The organism is Scandinavium tedordense (assembly GCF_024764965.1).
GTDB classification, from domain to species: domain Bacteria; phylum Pseudomonadota; class Gammaproteobacteria; order Enterobacterales; family Enterobacteriaceae; genus Scandinavium; species Scandinavium tedordense.
In genome coordinates, this window is record NZ_JALIGG010000055.1 from 231,584 (window position 1) to 247,965 (window position 16,382).

At 55.8% G+C, this 16,382-nt stretch carries 9 protein-coding genes; 8 read left to right on the forward strand and 1 reads right to left on the reverse strand.

Translation table 11 applies throughout. The annotated features are described in order from the left end of the window. The first annotated feature begins 9 nt into the window (after window positions 1-9). The 6 genes from bcsB (at window position 10) to MUU46_RS12075 (ending at window position 12,153) form a co-directional block, all read left to right on the forward strand. Window positions 10-2,427, forward strand: a complete 2,418-nt coding sequence (gene bcsB, locus MUU46_RS12050) for a cellulose biosynthesis cyclic di-GMP-binding regulatory protein BcsB (protein WP_258965636.1) — start codon at window positions 10-12, stop codon at window positions 2,425-2,427. A gap of 6 nt (window positions 2,428-2,433) precedes the next feature. Then, window positions 2,434-3,540, forward strand: a complete 1,107-nt coding sequence (gene bcsZ / locus MUU46_RS12055) for a cellulose synthase complex periplasmic endoglucanase BcsZ (protein WP_159757760.1) — start codon at window positions 2,434-2,436, stop codon at window positions 3,538-3,540. Next, window positions 3,522-6,833, forward strand: a complete 3,312-nt coding sequence (gene bcsC / locus MUU46_RS12060; RefSeq protein WP_258965637.1) for a cellulose synthase complex outer membrane protein BcsC — start codon at window positions 3,522-3,524, stop codon at window positions 6,831-6,833. The genes bcsZ and bcsC overlap by 19 nt, the downstream gene beginning before the upstream one ends. A gap of 151 nt (window positions 6,834-6,984) precedes the next feature. Beyond that, a complete protein-coding gene (gene hmsP, locus MUU46_RS12065) occupies window positions 6,985-8,991 on the forward strand; it encodes a biofilm formation regulator HmsP (protein ID WP_258965638.1) in 2,007 nt (668 codons plus the stop codon). Between the two features lie 144 nt (window positions 8,992-9,135). Then, entirely contained in the window at window positions 9,136-10,422 is a 1,287-nt protein-coding gene (locus tag MUU46_RS12070) for a dicarboxylate/amino acid:cation symporter (protein ID WP_159757316.1), read from the forward strand. Between the two features lie 243 nt (window positions 10,423-10,665). Next, window positions 10,666-12,153: a M16 family metallopeptidase gene (locus MUU46_RS12075; protein WP_258965639.1), complete on the forward strand. Its 1,488-nt coding sequence runs from the start codon at window positions 10,666-10,668 to the stop codon at window positions 12,151-12,153. 41 nt (window positions 12,154-12,194) lie between these two features. On the opposite strand, the gene kdgK is transcribed toward MUU46_RS12075, so the two are convergent. Continuing rightward, complete coding sequence (gene kdgK, locus MUU46_RS12080; protein ID WP_159757320.1) at window positions 12,195-13,124, reverse strand: 2-dehydro-3-deoxygluconokinase; 930 nt, start codon at window positions 13,122-13,124, stop codon at window positions 12,195-12,197. A gap of 236 nt (window positions 13,125-13,360) precedes the next feature. On the opposite strand from kdgK, the gene pdeH reads away from it, so the two are divergent. Both pdeH and MUU46_RS12090 read left to right on the forward strand, forming a co-directional pair. After that, entirely contained in the window at window positions 13,361-14,134 is a 774-nt protein-coding gene (gene pdeH / locus MUU46_RS12085) for a cyclic-guanylate-specific phosphodiesterase (protein ID WP_159757323.1), read from the forward strand. A gap of 68 nt (window positions 14,135-14,202) precedes the next feature. Next, on the forward strand, window positions 14,203-16,245 hold the full coding sequence (locus tag MUU46_RS12090) for an AsmA family protein (RefSeq protein WP_258965640.1): 2,043 nt from the start codon (window positions 14,203-14,205) through the stop codon (window positions 16,243-16,245). Window positions 16,246-16,382 lie beyond the last annotated feature (137 nt).

The following is a 16,382-nucleotide window of genomic DNA, read 5'->3' on the forward strand; positions in this document are numbered from 1 at the left end:
GACTATACGATGAAAAGAAAACTTTCCTGGATGTGCGCAGCGGCTGTGGGCATGAGCGCTTTTATTCCACAGATAACTTACTCAGAAACCATGGCACCCACGCCTCCAGCACCGGAGCAGGGGGCACCTACCGCCACCGAAGCCGAGCCTGCAGCACCGGGTGATATGGGAACGACGGCTGCGACCTCGGTTCCGGCAACGGCTGCACCGGGTATGGTTGACCCAACGGTCACGGATCCTTTGGCAGTGAATGCTGCTGAAGGGACGACGCCCGAGGTGGTTGAACAATCACCGTCCCGCGACGTGAAACTCAGTTTTGCGCAAATTGCCCCCGCGCCGGGCAGCATCGAACTGAAAGGCTCGAACCCGACCGGTGCGGTGCAGTTTGGCACTCGTAGCGATGAAGTGGTGTCTAAAGCGATGCTGAACCTGGTGTATACGCCGTCACCCTCGCTGCTGCCGGTTCAGTCACAGCTGAAGGTTTATCTTAATGATGAGCTGATGGGTGTCCTGCCGGTAACGAAAGAACAGCTCGGCAAAAAAGTGATGGCACAGGTGCCGGTTGACCCGCTATACATCACCGATTTGAACAACGTGCGTCTGGAATTTGTCGGCCACTACCGTGACGTTTGTGAAAACACCGGCAGCACTACCCTGTGGCTGGATGTTGCGCGTAATACGTCGCTGGATATGACCCTGCAACGGCTGAACGTGAAGAACGATTTGTCGCACTTCCCGGTGCCGTTCTTTGACGCCCGTGACAACCGGCCCCTGAAGTTGCCGATGGTGTTCGCCTCGACGCCGGATATCGCCGAACAGAAAGCGGCGGCTATTGTGGCATCCTGGTTCGGCTCGCGTGCTGGCTGGCGCGGACAGACCTTCCCGGTCCTGTATAACGAAGTGCCGGACAAGAATGCTGTCGTGTTCGCCACCAACGATAAGCGCCCGGATTTCCTGCGCGACTACCCGCTGGTGCAGACCCCGACCATCAAGATGATCGACAACCCGAATGACCCGTATACGAAAATGCTGGTCATCTTCGGGCGTGATGACAAAGATCTGCTGTTGGCGGCACAAGGCATTGCTGCAGGTAGCATCTTGTTCCGTGGCGACACTGTGACCGTGGATGACGTGAAATCGCTGCTGGCGCGTAAGCCATACGATGCGCCGAACTGGGTCAATACCTACCGTCCGGTGACGTTTGGCGAGCTGAAAACGTATGATCAGCAGCTGCAGTCCAGCGGTCTTGAGCCTGCGTCGATTAACCTGTCGCTGAACTTACCGCCGGATTTGTATCTGCTGCGCAGCAACGGCATCGATATGAATATGAAGTATCGCTATACCCAGCCGGCTATCAAAGACAGCTCGCGGATGGACATTAATCTCAACAACCAGTTCCTGCAATCGTACAGTCTGAACAGCACTCAGGATACCAACAACCTGCTGATGCGCCTGCCGATTGTTCAGGGCCTGATTGATGGCAAAGATCAGGTGTCTATCCCGGCGCTGCGTCTGGGGGCGACCAACCAGCTGCGTTTTGACTTCCAGTACACCAACCCGATGCCGGGCGGTACCATTGAGAACTGCGTCACCTTCCAGCCTATCAAGAACAATGTGGTGATTGGTGACGATTCGACGATTGATTTCTCCAACTACTATCACTTCCTGGCGATGCCGGATCTGCGCGCATTTGCTAATGCAGGCTTCCCGTTCAGCCGGATGGCGGATCTCTCTGATACGCTGGTGGTGATGCCGAAAGAACCGACGCAGGATCAGGTCAGTACGCTACTGGATTCCGTGGCGACCATTGGTGGGCAGGTCGGGCTGACTGGGGCAAACCTCAATCTGACCAACGATCCGAGTGAGATGCAGAAGCAGGATGCTGACATCCTGCTGATCGGCGCCATCCCGGAGAAGCTGAAAGATGACCAGCATATCGATCTGCTGGTGGATGCGACCAAGAGCTGGGTGAAAACCCCGGTGCGTCATAATGAACTGGCATCGGTGAAGTTGGACGACAATGAGCGTCGGCCGGTAGCGCAGGCGAGCATCGGCTCTAAAGGCCCGATGGCAGCCATCATTGGCTTCCAGTCTCCGTATCACGATCAACGCAGTGTTATTGCGCTGATGACGGATAGCGCGCGTGGCTCTGAACTGCTGAACCAGGCACTGAATGACAGCGGTAAGCGTGCGGTGATGTTTGGTTCGGTGGCGGTTATCCGCGAATCGGGCGTGAACAGCCTGCGCGTGGGCGATGTGTACTATGTCGGTCACCTGCCGTGGTATGAGCGTGTGTGGTTCGCGCTGTCTAACCATCCAATTCTGCTGTCGATTCTGGCGGCGCTGAGTGTGGTTCTGCTGGCGTGGGTACTGTGGCGTCTGCTGCGTATCATTAGCCGTCGTCGCCTCGATCCAGATGATGAGTAAACGATGATGAAAGGTGTACGCCAGGGTTGCCTGGCGCTACTGACGCTGGTCACGATGCAGGCCTCAGCCGCCTGTACGTGGCCTGCGTGGGAGCAGTTCAAAAAGGACTATATCAGCGACGGCGGTCGGGTCATCGACCCGTCTGACGCGCGTAAAATCACCACCTCCGAAGGGCAGAGCTACGCAATGTTCTTCGCGCTTGCCGCTAATGACCGCGAGGCGTTTGCTTCACTGTTCACCTGGACGCAGAACAACCTGGCCGCTGGCGATATAAAAGCGCAGCTGCCGGGCTGGCTGTGGGGCAAGAAAGAGGACAACAGTTGGACCGTGCTTGATACCAACTCCGCTTCCGATGGCGATGTCTGGATAGCCTGGTCGCTGCTGGAGGCCGGACGTCTGTGGGATATGCCGTATTACACCGAGCGCGGAAAATCATTGCTGTCGCGGATTGCTGCCGATGAAGTGGTGAAAGTACCGGGCCTGGGTTCAATGCTGCTGCCGGGCAGAGTCGGTTTTGTTGACGATGCGGGCTGGCGTTTTAATCCAAGCTATCTCCCGCCGCAGTTAGCGAGCTACTTCGTGCGTTTCGGCGCGCCGTGGAACGCCCTGCAGGCAACCAATCTGCGGCTGCTGCTGGAAACCGCGCCGAAGGGCTACTCGCCAAACTGGGTGCGTTTCGACAAGAAAAAGGGCTGGCAGCTCAAGCAGGATAAATCGCTGCTCGGCAGCTATGATGCCATCCGCGTTTATATGTGGACCGGCATGCTGAACGATGCTGACCCGCATAAAGCCCGCCTGCTGGCGAAGTTTAAGCCAATGGCAACACATACTGAAAAGACGGGTCTACCGCCAGAAAAAATCGATATTGCCACCGGGAAGGTAGACGGTAATGGGCCGGTAGGCTTCTCCGCTACGCTGTTACCGTTCCTGCAAAATCGTGATGCCCAGGCCGTGCAGCGTCAGCGCGTCGCCGATAACTTCCCAGGTAACGATGCTTATTACAGCTATGTTCTGACCCTGTTCGGGCAAGGATGGGATCAACACCGTTTCCGGTTTACTGCTCGCGGTGAACTTTTACCTGACTGGGGCCAGGAATGCGCAAATTCTCACTAAGTTTACTCAGCCTCTCGCTTGGCATGACGCTAATGCCGATGGCGCATGCCGTGCCGCCGCCTCAACAGCAGCTAATGAATCAGGTGCGCCTTGGGGAGTCCACCAAGCGTGAAGATCTGGTGCGCCAGTCACTGAAACGGCTGGATCTGATTGCACCTGACGATCCTGAGGTTATATACGCACATATGCGCTACATGCTGCGTCAGGGCGATAGCGCTGGTGCGCAGAAACAACTGGATCATCTTAAGTCCATTGCACCCAATTCTGCTGTCTATAAATCTGCGCAGAGTGCAATGCGGCTCTCCAGCGGGACAGACCATCAGACGCTACAGAAAGCGCAGTTGCAGATAAAAAATGGCGACGTCGCTGGAGGCGTTGCTGAGTACGAAAAACTGTTTAACGGTGCGCCCCCGGATGGCGTTGATGCCATTGATTACTGGAGCGCCGTCGCTCGTCTTGACGACAGGCATACTGAAGGGGTCAATCAACTAAAGGCCCTGAATACCAGAGCGCCCGGTAATACCCAGCTGCAAGCCACGTTGGGCAGATTGCTGTTAGCCGATGGTCGCGAGGAAGAGGGCTTTGCCGTCTTAAAGCAGTTAGCGCGATCGAATGACGGCTACGAGCGTGCGGCAGGCCTTTGGTTTGACCAAATTCGCGATAAACCCGTTAGCGACGACACGGTAAAACAACTTCAGGAGTTTCTGGTTCAATTCACCACTGGTGAGCAGGCTAAGCTGGCGCGTGTTGAACTTGCGGACCAGCAGCAGAAACTGGCCGATCCTGAGTTCCGCCTTGAGGCCAATCAGGAAGCCAAAAAAGTCGAACTAGCAAAAGTCGAAGACAATAAGCCGGGGACCTGGGAGATTGTCTGGCCGCTGATCCGCAAAGGCGATGCGGCCCTGAAAGCCAAAAATCTCGATCAGGCCGGACGTTTTTACCAGCAGGCACAGCGCGTGGATAACACCAACAGCTATGCGGTGCTGGGTCTGGGTGACGTGGCTATCGCCCGTAACGACACCGCCGCGGCGGAGCGTTATTACCAGCAGGCGCTGCGTCTGGACAAAGGCAACAGCAACGCCGTGCGCGGGCTGGCCAATATTTATCGGGCACAGTCGTCGGAGAAAGCGACGGCGTTCATTAACACGCTGTCGGCCAGTCAGCGCCGCAGCATTGATGATATCGAACGCAGCCTGACCAACGAACGTCTGTCACAGCAGGCCGAAACGCTTGAAAATCAAGGGCGTTGGGCGCAGGCCGCAGAAGTGCAGCGCCGCCGGTTGGTGCTCGATCCGGACAGCGTGTGGATTACGTATCGTCTGGCGAAAGATCTCTCCAGCGCCGGGCAGCGCAGTGAAGCCGATCGTTTGATGCAGAATCTGGCACGCAAAAAATCGGGCGATCCTGAGCAGGTTTACGCCTATGGTCTGTACCTTTCCGGCAATGGTCAGGATGTGGCGGCGCTCTCGCACATCAATGCGCTGCCGAAAAGCCAGTGGAATGACAATATTCAGGAACTGTCGGATCGTCTGCAGTTCGATCAGGTGATGCAGAAAGCGAACCTGATGCGCGATAACGGTCATGAAGATCAGGCAGTTGCCTTGCTGAAACAGCAAACGCCGTCGGCGCGAATTAATATGACGCTGGCAGACTGGGCGCAGCAGCGTGGTGATAGCGGTACGGCCATCACCGAATACAACGCCGCGCTGACGAAAGAAGCTAACAATAACGATGCGCGTCTGGGTCTGGCGGAAGTGTACGCCGCAGAGGGCAACGAATCCGCCGCGCGCGAACAGGTGAAAAAGCTGAAAGCGCCAGCGGCAGGCGAGGCGCCGTCGCTCAATATGCAACGTCGTCTCGCGCTGGTGGATTCCTCCCTCGGCGATACCGCTCAGGCACAGCAGATTTTCAACACCATCGTACCGCAGGCTAAAGCTCAGCCTGCGTCGATGGAAACTGCGCTGGTTCTGCGAGATAACTCGCGTTTCCAGGTGCAGAACGGCGATCCACAGCAGGCGCTGGAGAGTTACAAAGATGCGATGGTGGCAGCAGGCATTACGCCGACCCGCCCGCAGGATAACGACAGCTTTACCCGCCTGACCCGTAACGATGAAAAAGACGACTGGTTGAAGCGCGGGGTGCGCAGCGATGCGGCGGACCTTTACCGTCAGCAGGACGTCAACGTCACCCTGGAGCACAACTACTGGGGCTCCAGCGGCACCGGCGGGTATTCCGACCTCAAAGCGCAAACCACCATGCTTCAGGTGGACGCGCCGTTGGCCGACGGGCGGATGTTCTTCCGCAGTGATTACGTCAGTATGAACGCCGGGAAATTCTCGACCGACAGCGACGGTGGCTATTCGCCGAATTGGGGCACCTGTGGCGAACAAACTTGCTACGGCGGAGATAAGAGCCAAAAAGACAGTGGCGCCAGCGTGGCAGTAGGCTGGCGCAACGATACCTGGAATGTGGATATCGGTACCACGCCGATGGGCTTCAACGTCGTCGATGTGGTCGGCGGCCTGAGCTACAGCAACAGTATCGGCTCGGTGGGTTATACCGTTGAAGGTCACCGTCGTCCGATTTCCAGCTCTCTGCTGGCGTTTGGCGGGCAGAAAGATCCGAACACCGGTACCACCTGGGGCGGCGTCCGCGCCGACGGCGGCGGTATCAGCCTGAGCTATGACAAAGGCGATGCCAACGGCGTTTGGGCCTCTTTGAGCGCTGACTCACTGACCGGTAAAAACGTGGATGACAACTGGCGTGCGCGTTGGATGGCCGGGTATTATTACAAGCTTATCAATGAGAACAACCGTCGGGTGACCGTGGGCCTGAACAACATGGTCTGGCACTACGACAAAGATCTCAGCGGCTATTCGCTTGGGCAGGGCGGCTACTACAGTCCGCAAAAGTACCTGTCGTTCGCGGTGCCGGTGAACTGGCGTCAGCGTACGGATAACTGGTCCTGGGAACTGGGTGGTTCGGTCTCGTGGTCGCACTCGAAGAACAACAACCAGGCGCGTTATCCTAAACAGGATCTGTTGCCGGCTAACTATCCGAATGCCGGCTACATCGACGATGGCAGCAGCAGTAGCGGTTTTGGTTACACCGCTCATGCGCTTATCGAACGCCGTGTCAGTTCGAACTGGTATGTTGGGGCCTCAATCGATATTCAGCAGGCGAAGGATTACACCCCAAGCCACGCGCTGTTGTACGTTCGTTACTCCGCCGCTGGCTGGCAGGGTGACATGGATCTGCCACCTCAGCCGTTGGTCCCATACGCAGACTGGTAACAGATTCGCCCTAAATGCGTTTTCTGCCATCCCGATGAGCAGACTCTTAGCGTATAATGTGCCGAAAATCACGTAATGCCGGGTTCAATTATGCTAACCCGGCATTACGTGATACGCCCAAGGGCGTGGTTTTTCTCTGGGGAGAGTTCCTTTGCGCGTTAGCCGCTCACTCACAATTAAACAAATGGCCATGGTGGCAGTCGTCACCATGGTGTTTGTGTTCGTCTTTTGTTCCATTTTGATGTTCCATTTTACACAGCAAAACCGTTTTGCCACCGCTACTCAGCTTGAAAGCGTGGCCCGCGCCGTGCGTGAACCGCTGTCGGCGGCCATTCTGAAAGGGGATATTCCGGAAGCCGAAACCATTCTTGGGCGCATTCAGCCTGCCGGGATCGTCAGCCGGGCCGATGTAGTGCTGCCCAATCAGTTCCAGGCACTGCGCATGCGTTTTATCGAAGAGCGTCCGGTGCCGGTGATGATCACCCGGATGTTTGAGCTACCGGTACAGATTTCATTGCCTGTTTATTCCATGGAGCGCCCGGCTAATCCGCAGCCTTTGGCCTATCTGGTGCTGCAATCGGATTCATATCGCACCTACAAGTTCATCATGAGCACTCTCGCTACGTTAGTGACTGCTTACTTACTTTTGGTGCTCATCCTGACGGTAGCGATAACCTGGAGCATTAACCGACTGATTGTGCGTCCGCTGCGCGCGCTGGCCCGCGAGTTAAACGATGTGGCCCCGCAGGACCGGGTGGGCCATCAGTTTGCGCTGCCGCGCCTGCATCATGACGATGAAATCGGCATGCTGGTGCGCAACTACAACCGCAATCAGCAAATCATCCTGCGTCAGCATGATGAGCTGTGCAGTCACTCCACGCGCTTCCCGGTTTCAGACCTGCCAAACAAGGCGTTTTTACTGGCGCTGCTGGAACAGACCGTTGCGCATAAGAAAACCACCGCTCTGATGGTCGTGGCCTGCGAAACCCTACAGGACACCGCTGGCGTGCTGCAGGAGAGTCAGCGCGAAATGCTGCTGCTGACCCTGGCGGAAAAACTTAAGTCGGTGATTTCACCGCGCATGGTGCTGGCTCAGGTCAGCGCCTATGACTTTGCTATTCTGGCGCACGGTGTGAAAGAGCCGTGGCATGCGATCACATTAGGTCAGCAAGTACTCACTATTATTAATGAGCGACTGCCTTTGCAGGGCATTCAGCTGCGTCCCAGCGCCAGTATCGGAATAGCGATGTTTCACGGCGAACTGAGCGGCGAGCAGCTCTACCGTCGTGCGGTGTCAGCGGCCTTTACCGCGCGCCGCAAAGGCAAAAATCAGATTGAGTTCTTCGACCCCGAGCAGATGGAAAAAGCGCAGCAGCGGCTGAGCGAAGAGAGCGACATTCTTTCCGCTCTCGATAATCAGCAGTTTGCGGTATGGCTTCAGCCTCAAATTCACATTGCCAGCGGTAAAGTATGCAGCGCGGAAGTGCTGCTGCGTATGCGTCAGCCTGACGGCAGCTGGGAATTACCGGGCGACCTTATCGAGCGCATCGAATCCTGCGGCCTGATGATCACTGTCGGCTATTGGGTGCTTGAAGAAACCTGTCGCCAGCTTGCGGCGTGGCAGAGTCGAGGCATTATGTTGCCGCTGTCGGTGAACCTGTCGGCCCTACAGTTACTGCATCACGATATGGTGGCGGACATGCTGGAGCTGCTCAATCGCTACCGTATCGCACCCGGCACGCTGGTGCTGGAAGTGACGGAAAGCCGTCGCATTGACGATCCGAAAGCCGCCGTCGCCATCCTGCGCCCGCTGCGTAACGCCGGGGTGCAGATTGCGCTGGACGATTTCGGCATGGGTTACGCCGGTCTGCGTCAGCTGCAGCACATGAAATCGCTGCCGGTGGATGTGCTCAAAATTGACAAGATTTTCGTGGATTCGCTACCGGATGACACCAGCATGGTGTCGGCGATTATCCAGCTGGCCCGCAGCCTGAACCTCAGCATTGTGGCGGAAGGTGTGGAAACCCAGGCGCAGTTTGACTGGCTGAAATCTGCCGGAGTGGATATCGCGCAGGGCTTCCTGTTCGACCGCGCAGTGCCGCCGGATATCTTCGAACAGGAATATCTCTCTACGTCGACTGGTGATGTCAGCGCGTAAATAATCACGCGCTTGTGCGAGTCAGCTCTAATTTTTTAACATTTACCCCGCGAAATGTTTCTGTGTTGTTTATCGGATGTTATTTTAAAGCCGCAGGCGAATATAACCCTTACTCTGCCTGTGGTTTTATCTTAAGGACATCCTATGAAAGCCTCTCTGTTTAAAAGCCTCTATTTCCAGGTACTCACCGCTATCGCCGTGGGTATTTTACTCGGCCACTTCTATCCGGAAGTGGGCGCGCAAATGAAACCGCTTGGCGATGCCTTCGTTAAGCTCATCAAAATGGTGATTGCTCCCGTTATCTTTTGTACCGTCGTGACCGGTATCGCAGGGATGGAAAGCATGAAAGCCGTGGGCCGTACCGGCGCAGTGGCACTGCTCTACTTTGAAGTGGTCAGTACCTTGGCGTTGATTATTGGTCTGGTGATCGTGAACCTGGTACAACCGGGCGCGGGGATGAACGTAGACCCGGCGACGCTTGATGCGCATGCGGTGGCGATGTACGCCGAGCAGGCGAAAGATCAGGGCGTGGTTGGCTTCCTGCTGGATATCATTCCGTCCAGTGTCATTGGCGCGTTTGCTAGCGGGAACATCCTGCAAGTGCTGCTGTTTGCGGTGATGTTTGGCTTTGCCCTCCATCGTCTGGGCCACAAAGGCCAGCTGATTTTCAACGTGATTGAAAGCTTCTCGCAGGTCATCTTCGGCATCATCAACATGATCATGCGCCTGGCACCGATTGGTGCATTTGGGGCAATGGCGTTCACCATCGGCAAATACGGCGTCGGCACGCTGGTGCAGCTGGGGCAGCTGATTATCTGCTTCTATATCACCTGTATTTTGTTCGTGGTGGTGGTGCTCGGCTCTATCGCCAGGGCGACCGGCTTTAGCATCTTCAAGTTCATTCGCTACATTCGTGAAGAGCTTCTGATCGTGCTCGGCACGTCATCGTCCGAATCCGCGCTTCCGCGTATGCTCGATAAAATGGAAAAGCTCGGCTGTCGTAAATCGGTGGTGGGGCTGGTGATCCCCACCGGATATTCGTTCAACCTCGATGGCACGTCGATTTATCTGACGATGGCGGCGGTGTTTATCGCTCAGGCGACCAACAGCCACATGGATATCTTCCATCAAATTACGCTGCTGGTGGTGCTGTTGCTCTCTTCAAAAGGCGCGGCGGGGGTGACGGGCAGCGGGTTTATCGTGCTGGCGGCGACCATTTCTGCCGTCGGTCATCTGCCGGTTGCGGGCCTGGCGCTGATTCTGGGTATCGACCGCTTTATGTCTGAAGCGCGTGCGCTGACGAACTTGGTGGGCAACGGCGTGGCGACTATCGTGGTGGCGAAGTGGGTGAAAGAACTCGACCCGCAGAAGCTGGACGATACGCTCAATAACCGCGCACCTCGTGACAAGGCTCAAGAAATTTCCTCATAATCCCGCGAGTTATCCCTGTTATCTGCCCGTAGTCCCTTGATGGACTACGGGCTCCTGCGCATAATTGACCATATTTTTCGTTGGTCGTGTGACATTTCAAAAAATGCACGGTCTAAACGACGTAATTAACTCATAAAAATGACCATGAGTTGTCTTTGTTACTCATAATGTTGTGGTGCAGTCAACGCACACAGCTCGACGTATGATGAGTAAATAACCAGGATTGTTGATTCAGGGGCTTAAATGCAGGGCACAAAAATTCGACTCATAGTGGGCGGAATGCTGATGGTGGCAACCGCGGGCTATGCGCAAGCAGAAGCGCTCCAGCCGGACCCGGCATGGCAACAGGGAACACTGGCTAACGGATTTCAATGGCAGGTACTGGCCACCCCGCAGCGCCCGAGCGACAGGGTAGAAATCCGCCTTCAGGTCAATATTGGTTCTCTGAGCGAAAGCACGCAGCAGGCGGGCTTCAGCCACTTTATTCCACGTCTGGCGCTCTCGCAGAGCGGCAGTCTACCGACGATGCAGGCCCGTTCACTGTGGCAGCAAGGCATCGACCCTCAACACCCGATGCCACCGGCTATCGTCTCCTACGATTACACTCTTTTCAGCCTGAGCTTGCCGAACAATCGCAACGACCTGCTGAAAGAGGCGCTGACCTGGTTGTCTGATTCCAGCGGCAAACTCAATATCACTCCGGAAGCGGTGAATCACGCGCTCGGTGGAGAAGATATGGTCATGACCTGGCCTCAGGACCCAAAAGAGGGCTGGTGGCGTTATCGCCTGAAAGGGTCGACCATGCTGGGCCACGATCCAGCTGAACCGTTGAAACAGCCGATTGATACCGAACAGCTGAAAAGTTTCTACCAGAAGTGGTATACCCCGGATGCGATGACCCTGATTGTGGTCGGCAACGTGGATAACCGCAACGTGGGTGAGCAAATCAATAAAATCTTCGGTAGCCTGAAAGGCAAACGCGAAACCCCGGGAGCGGTGCCAACGTTGGCTCCGCTTCCGCCAACTGCGGTCAGCATCATGACCGACGCGGTGCCGCAGGATCGGCTCTCAATCATGTGGGACACCCCGTGGTCACCGATTCGTGAATCCGCCGCGTTGCAGCGCTACTGGCGTGCTGATCTGGCGCGTGAAGCGCTGTTCTGGCATGTGCAGCAGATCCTGAGCAAAAGTAATGTCAAAGATATCGGTATTGGCTTCGATTGCCGGGTGCTTTATCTGCGTGGCCAGTGCGGCATCAATGTGGATTCACCGAATGAGAAACTGAACGCTAATCTGGGTCTGGTGGCCAAAGAGTTGGCGAAAGTCCGCGAAGAGGGCCTGACCCAGGAAGAGTTTAATGCGTTGATCGCGCAGAAAAAACTCGAGCTACAAAAGCTGTTTGCGACCTACGCGCGTACCGATACCAATCTACTGATCAGCCAGCGTATGCGTGCGTTGCAAAATCAGGTGGTGGATATCGCGCCGGAGCAGTATCAGAAACTGCGTCAGGAGTTCCTGAGTTCTCTGACTGTTGAAGGCCTGAATCAGGATCTGCGTCAGCAGTTGTCACAGGATATGGCGTTGATTCTCCAGCAGCCGAAAGGCGAGCCGGAATACAACATGAAGGATTTGCAGGAAACGTGGGACAAACTGATGGCGACAACGGCTTCATCGGCGCCTGCGGCCAGTGACGATCACCAGGACGTCACGGATATCCCACCGGGCCAGTAAAGATGTGCATGGGTGAGGGCTGATGCCCTCACCCTCAATCATTACGCAGGCATTGCGTCGCGCGGAATGATCGCCCCGCGATACTGAATCACGGTGCTTGCGGTTAAATGCCCGCGTTGTGCCGCAGCTTGCGTATCTCCGCCGGTCAAACGTACCGCCAGATAACCCGCACTAAACGAATCACCCGCAGCGGTGGTATCCACCACTTTCTCTTTCGGCAATTTCACTGCAGGCACATCCACCACGCCTTCTTCTGCCAGTGAAACAAGGCAAGAATCCGCCCCGCGCTTGATAACCACTTCATGCACACCCGCGGCGTGCGTACGGGCCATCACTTCTTCTACCGGCTTTTCGTCCCACAGCGCGTCTTCGTCATCCAGCGTCAGGAACGCGATGTCGGTGCAGCCCAGCATCTGCTGATAAACCTGCTGCGTCTCTTCGCGACTGGCCCACAGGCGTGGACGATAGTTGTTATCGAAAATCACTTTCCCGCCGTTGGCACGGCATTCGTGCAGCAGAGAGAACAGCTTCTCACGGCTGGCTGGGCTCAGAATGGCGAGGCTGATACCGCTCAGATAGAGGTAGTCAAAGGTCGCCAGCTCTTCGCAAATCGCCGCCGACTGATCGCTCTCAAGCCAGAATTTGGCTGCGGCTTCGTTACGCCAGTAGTAGAACGTGCGCTCGCCGGAGGCATCGGTTTCGATGTAGTACAGGCCAGGCATGCGGTTTTCCATGCGCTGAATCAGGCGAGTATCGACGTGCTCACTCTGCCAGGCGTCGAGCATCTGCTGGCTGAAACTGTCGGTGCCGAGCGCGGTGATATAGCTCACCTGCAAATCGGCTGGTGCAACCTGGCGCGCAATGTATACGGAGGTATTCAGCGTATCGCCGCCAAAACCACGGTTTACTGCAGAGCCTTTCTCTGACAGCTCAATCATGCATTCGCCAATGACGGCAATTTTTTTAGACATAGTCGTCAAGCCTTCCCGAAATCAAAAAATTGCCGTTAGTGTGCGCTGAGGGTGTTAATGGGTCAACTATATTAAAACAACGTTCCATTATTTTTTTGAACTGGCGCGGATTCTCCTTCAATCCTGGCTGCACAGAAACACAAAATGCCGGTCGTTGAACATAAAGTTCTCACTTTCAGCGCCGATAACCCAATGACGAGTTGCGACAGATTCCCCCCATTAACAGGACAGCTGAGATGAAGTTAAAGCAGGTTATCCAGCGGCTAAGCATTCCCGATGCAGGCATTGAAGGCCTACAGGAGCGACGCTATTGGCTGGAGTGTGAGCGTGCTTATACTTACCAGCCGATCTATAAAACCGATGGTTGCCTGATGGCAGTCGAAGTGCTGACCGTGGTGACGCACCCGGAGCACCCAGGGCAGCGTATTGCCCCTGACCGCTATTTTGCGGAAGTGGCGGTGCGTCAGCGGATCGATATTATCAAAGAACAATTGTCGGCACTCACGGCGAAACGCGCGTTCTTCGCTGACAACGAGATATTGGCTTCGGTAAACGTCGATGGCCCGACGCTGATGGCAATGCGTCAGGACCCGGTATTGATGGCACAATTAGAAGATATTCCTTGGCTGCGTTTCGAGTTGGTGGAGCACATTCGTCTGCCACAGGACTCCTCCTTCGCCTCGCTGTGCGAATTTGGTCCGCTGTGGCTGGATGATTTCGGTACCGGGATGGCAAATTTTTCGGCGTTGAGTGAAGTGCGCTATGACTACATCAAAGTAGCCCGCGACCTGTTCATCATGCTGCGGAAGACCCCGGAAGGGCGTAATCTTTTTGAGCTGCTCATTCAGCTGATGAATCGTTATTGTCAGGGGGTGATCGTCGAAGGTGTCGAGACGCTGGAAGAGTGGCGTGACGTCCAGCAATCCCCGGCCCATGCGGCTCAGGGCTACTTCTTGTCACGTCCGGTGCCGATGTCTACCCTCGAAGAAGTGATGCTCAATCTGGCCTGATCGGCGGTTTTTTCTGTCAGCCTCAACTATATTCATGAATGGTGAGGCAAAACAGGAACGTTAACGGCATGACTAAAACCAGCAAAGTCATCACTTTTTCATTTGCGACGCTTGTGGTGTTGATCGTCGTACTGCTAATCGTAATTGCAAATTTCGACTGGAATCGACTCAAGCCAACGATCAATAAAAAAGTCACGGCGGAACTGAACCGGCCCTTCGCCATTCGGGGCGATCTCGGCGTGGTCTGGGAGCGCCAGCCCAGTGAAACCGGCTGGCGAAGCTGGGTGCCCTGGCCGCATGTTCACGCCGATGACATTATTCTTGGCAACCCGCCGGACATTCCTGAAATCACGATGGTTCACCTCCCGCGCGTAGAGGCCACGCTGGCTCCGCTGGCACTGCTGACCAAAACCGTGTACCTGCCGTGGATCAAGCTGGTTCAGCCGGATGCGCGACTCATTCGTCTCTCGGAAAAAAACAATAACTGGACCTTCAATCTGGCGTCTGCCGACGGCACGCAAAAAAATGCGCAGCCGTCCGCGTGGTCATTCCACCTCGATAACGTGCTGTTCGATCGCGGGCGAATCAAAGTAGACGATAAGATCAGTCAGGCCGATATCGAGATCTTCGTTGATCCTCTGGGTAAGCCGCTGCCGTTCAGCGAAGTGACGGGGGATAAGGGCAAAAGCAACGGGCCAAAACCGGGGGATTATGTGTTTGGTCTGAAGGCGCAAGGGCGCTACAACGGGCAGCCGCTCACCGGGACCGGGAAAATTGGCGGCATGTTGGCGCTGCGTAGCGAAGGTACGCCGTTCCCGGTACAGGCCGATTTCCACTCTGGTAACACGCGGGTAGCGTTTAGCGGCACGGTGAACGACCCGATGAAAATGGGCGGCGTTGATTTAAAGCTGAAGTTTTCCGGCGATTCACTTGGCCAACTGTATGACCTCACCGGCGTTTTGTTACCGGACACGCCGCCGTTTGAAACGGACGGACATCTGGTGGCGAAAATCGACACCGAAAAAGGCTCGGTCTTTGATTATCGCAACTTTAACGGGCGCATCGGCGACAGTGACATTCACGGCACGCTGAAATACAGCATGATCAAACCGCGTCCGAAACTGGAAGGCGATATGGAGTCGAAACAGTTGCGGCTGGCGGATTTAGGGCCGCTGATTGGCGTCGATTCTGGCAAGGGTACCAAAACCAAAGAGGTGCAAAAGGATATTCAGCCTTCAGGAAAAGTGCTGCCACATGAGCGTTTCGAAACCGATAAATGGGATGTGATGGATGCCGATGTGCGATTCAAAGGTGGGCATATCGAACACGGCAGTACGCTGCCGCTGAATAATCTCAGCACCCATGTGATCCTCAAGCGCGGCGATCTGCGCCTGGAGCCGCTGAAATTTGGTATGGCCAACGGTACTATCAACGCCAATATTCACCTCGCGGGGAATAAAAAGCCGATGCAGGGCGAAGCAGATATTCAGGCCAGACGGCTGCGGCTCAAAGAGCTTATGCCGAACGTCGAACTGATGCAGAAAACGCTGGGTGAACTGAACGGCGACGCCAAATTCCGCGGCACGGGGAATTCAGTTGCCGCCCTGCTCGGCTCGAGCGACGGTAACCTGAAACTGTTGATGAACGACGGGGTGGTCAGCCGCAACCTGATGGAAATTCTCGGCCTCAACGTGGGGAATTTTATCGTCGGGCAGATTTTCGGTGATGACGAAGTACGGGTGAACTGCGCGGCGGCTAACGTCAATATCACAAACGGTGTCGCACGCCCGCAAATTCTCGCCTTTGATACTGAAAACGCGCTGGTGAACGTGACGGGTACGGCGAGTTTCGCCTCTGAACAACTGGATTTGACTATCGATCCGGAAACTAAGGGGATTCGTATTATTACTCTGCGCTCACCGCTTTATGTGCGCGGCACCTTCAAGAACCCGGATTACGGCGTGAAGCCTGGGCCGCTAATTGTGCGCGGCGCGGTAGCGGCTGCGCTGGCGACGCTGGTGACGCCAGCGGCTGCGTTGTTGGCGCTGATTTCACCGTCGGAAGGCGATGCGAATCAGTGCCATGTGATTCTGTCGCAGATGCGGAAGTGATGAGCGCGCGCTTCCCCTCTCCCTAACCCTCTCCCCGTGGGAGAGGGAACTCGAGGAGTGCCGGTTTTCCCTCTTCCCGTGGGAGAGGGAACTCGATGAGTGTCGGTTTTCTCCCTCTCCCCGTGGGAGAGGGCCGG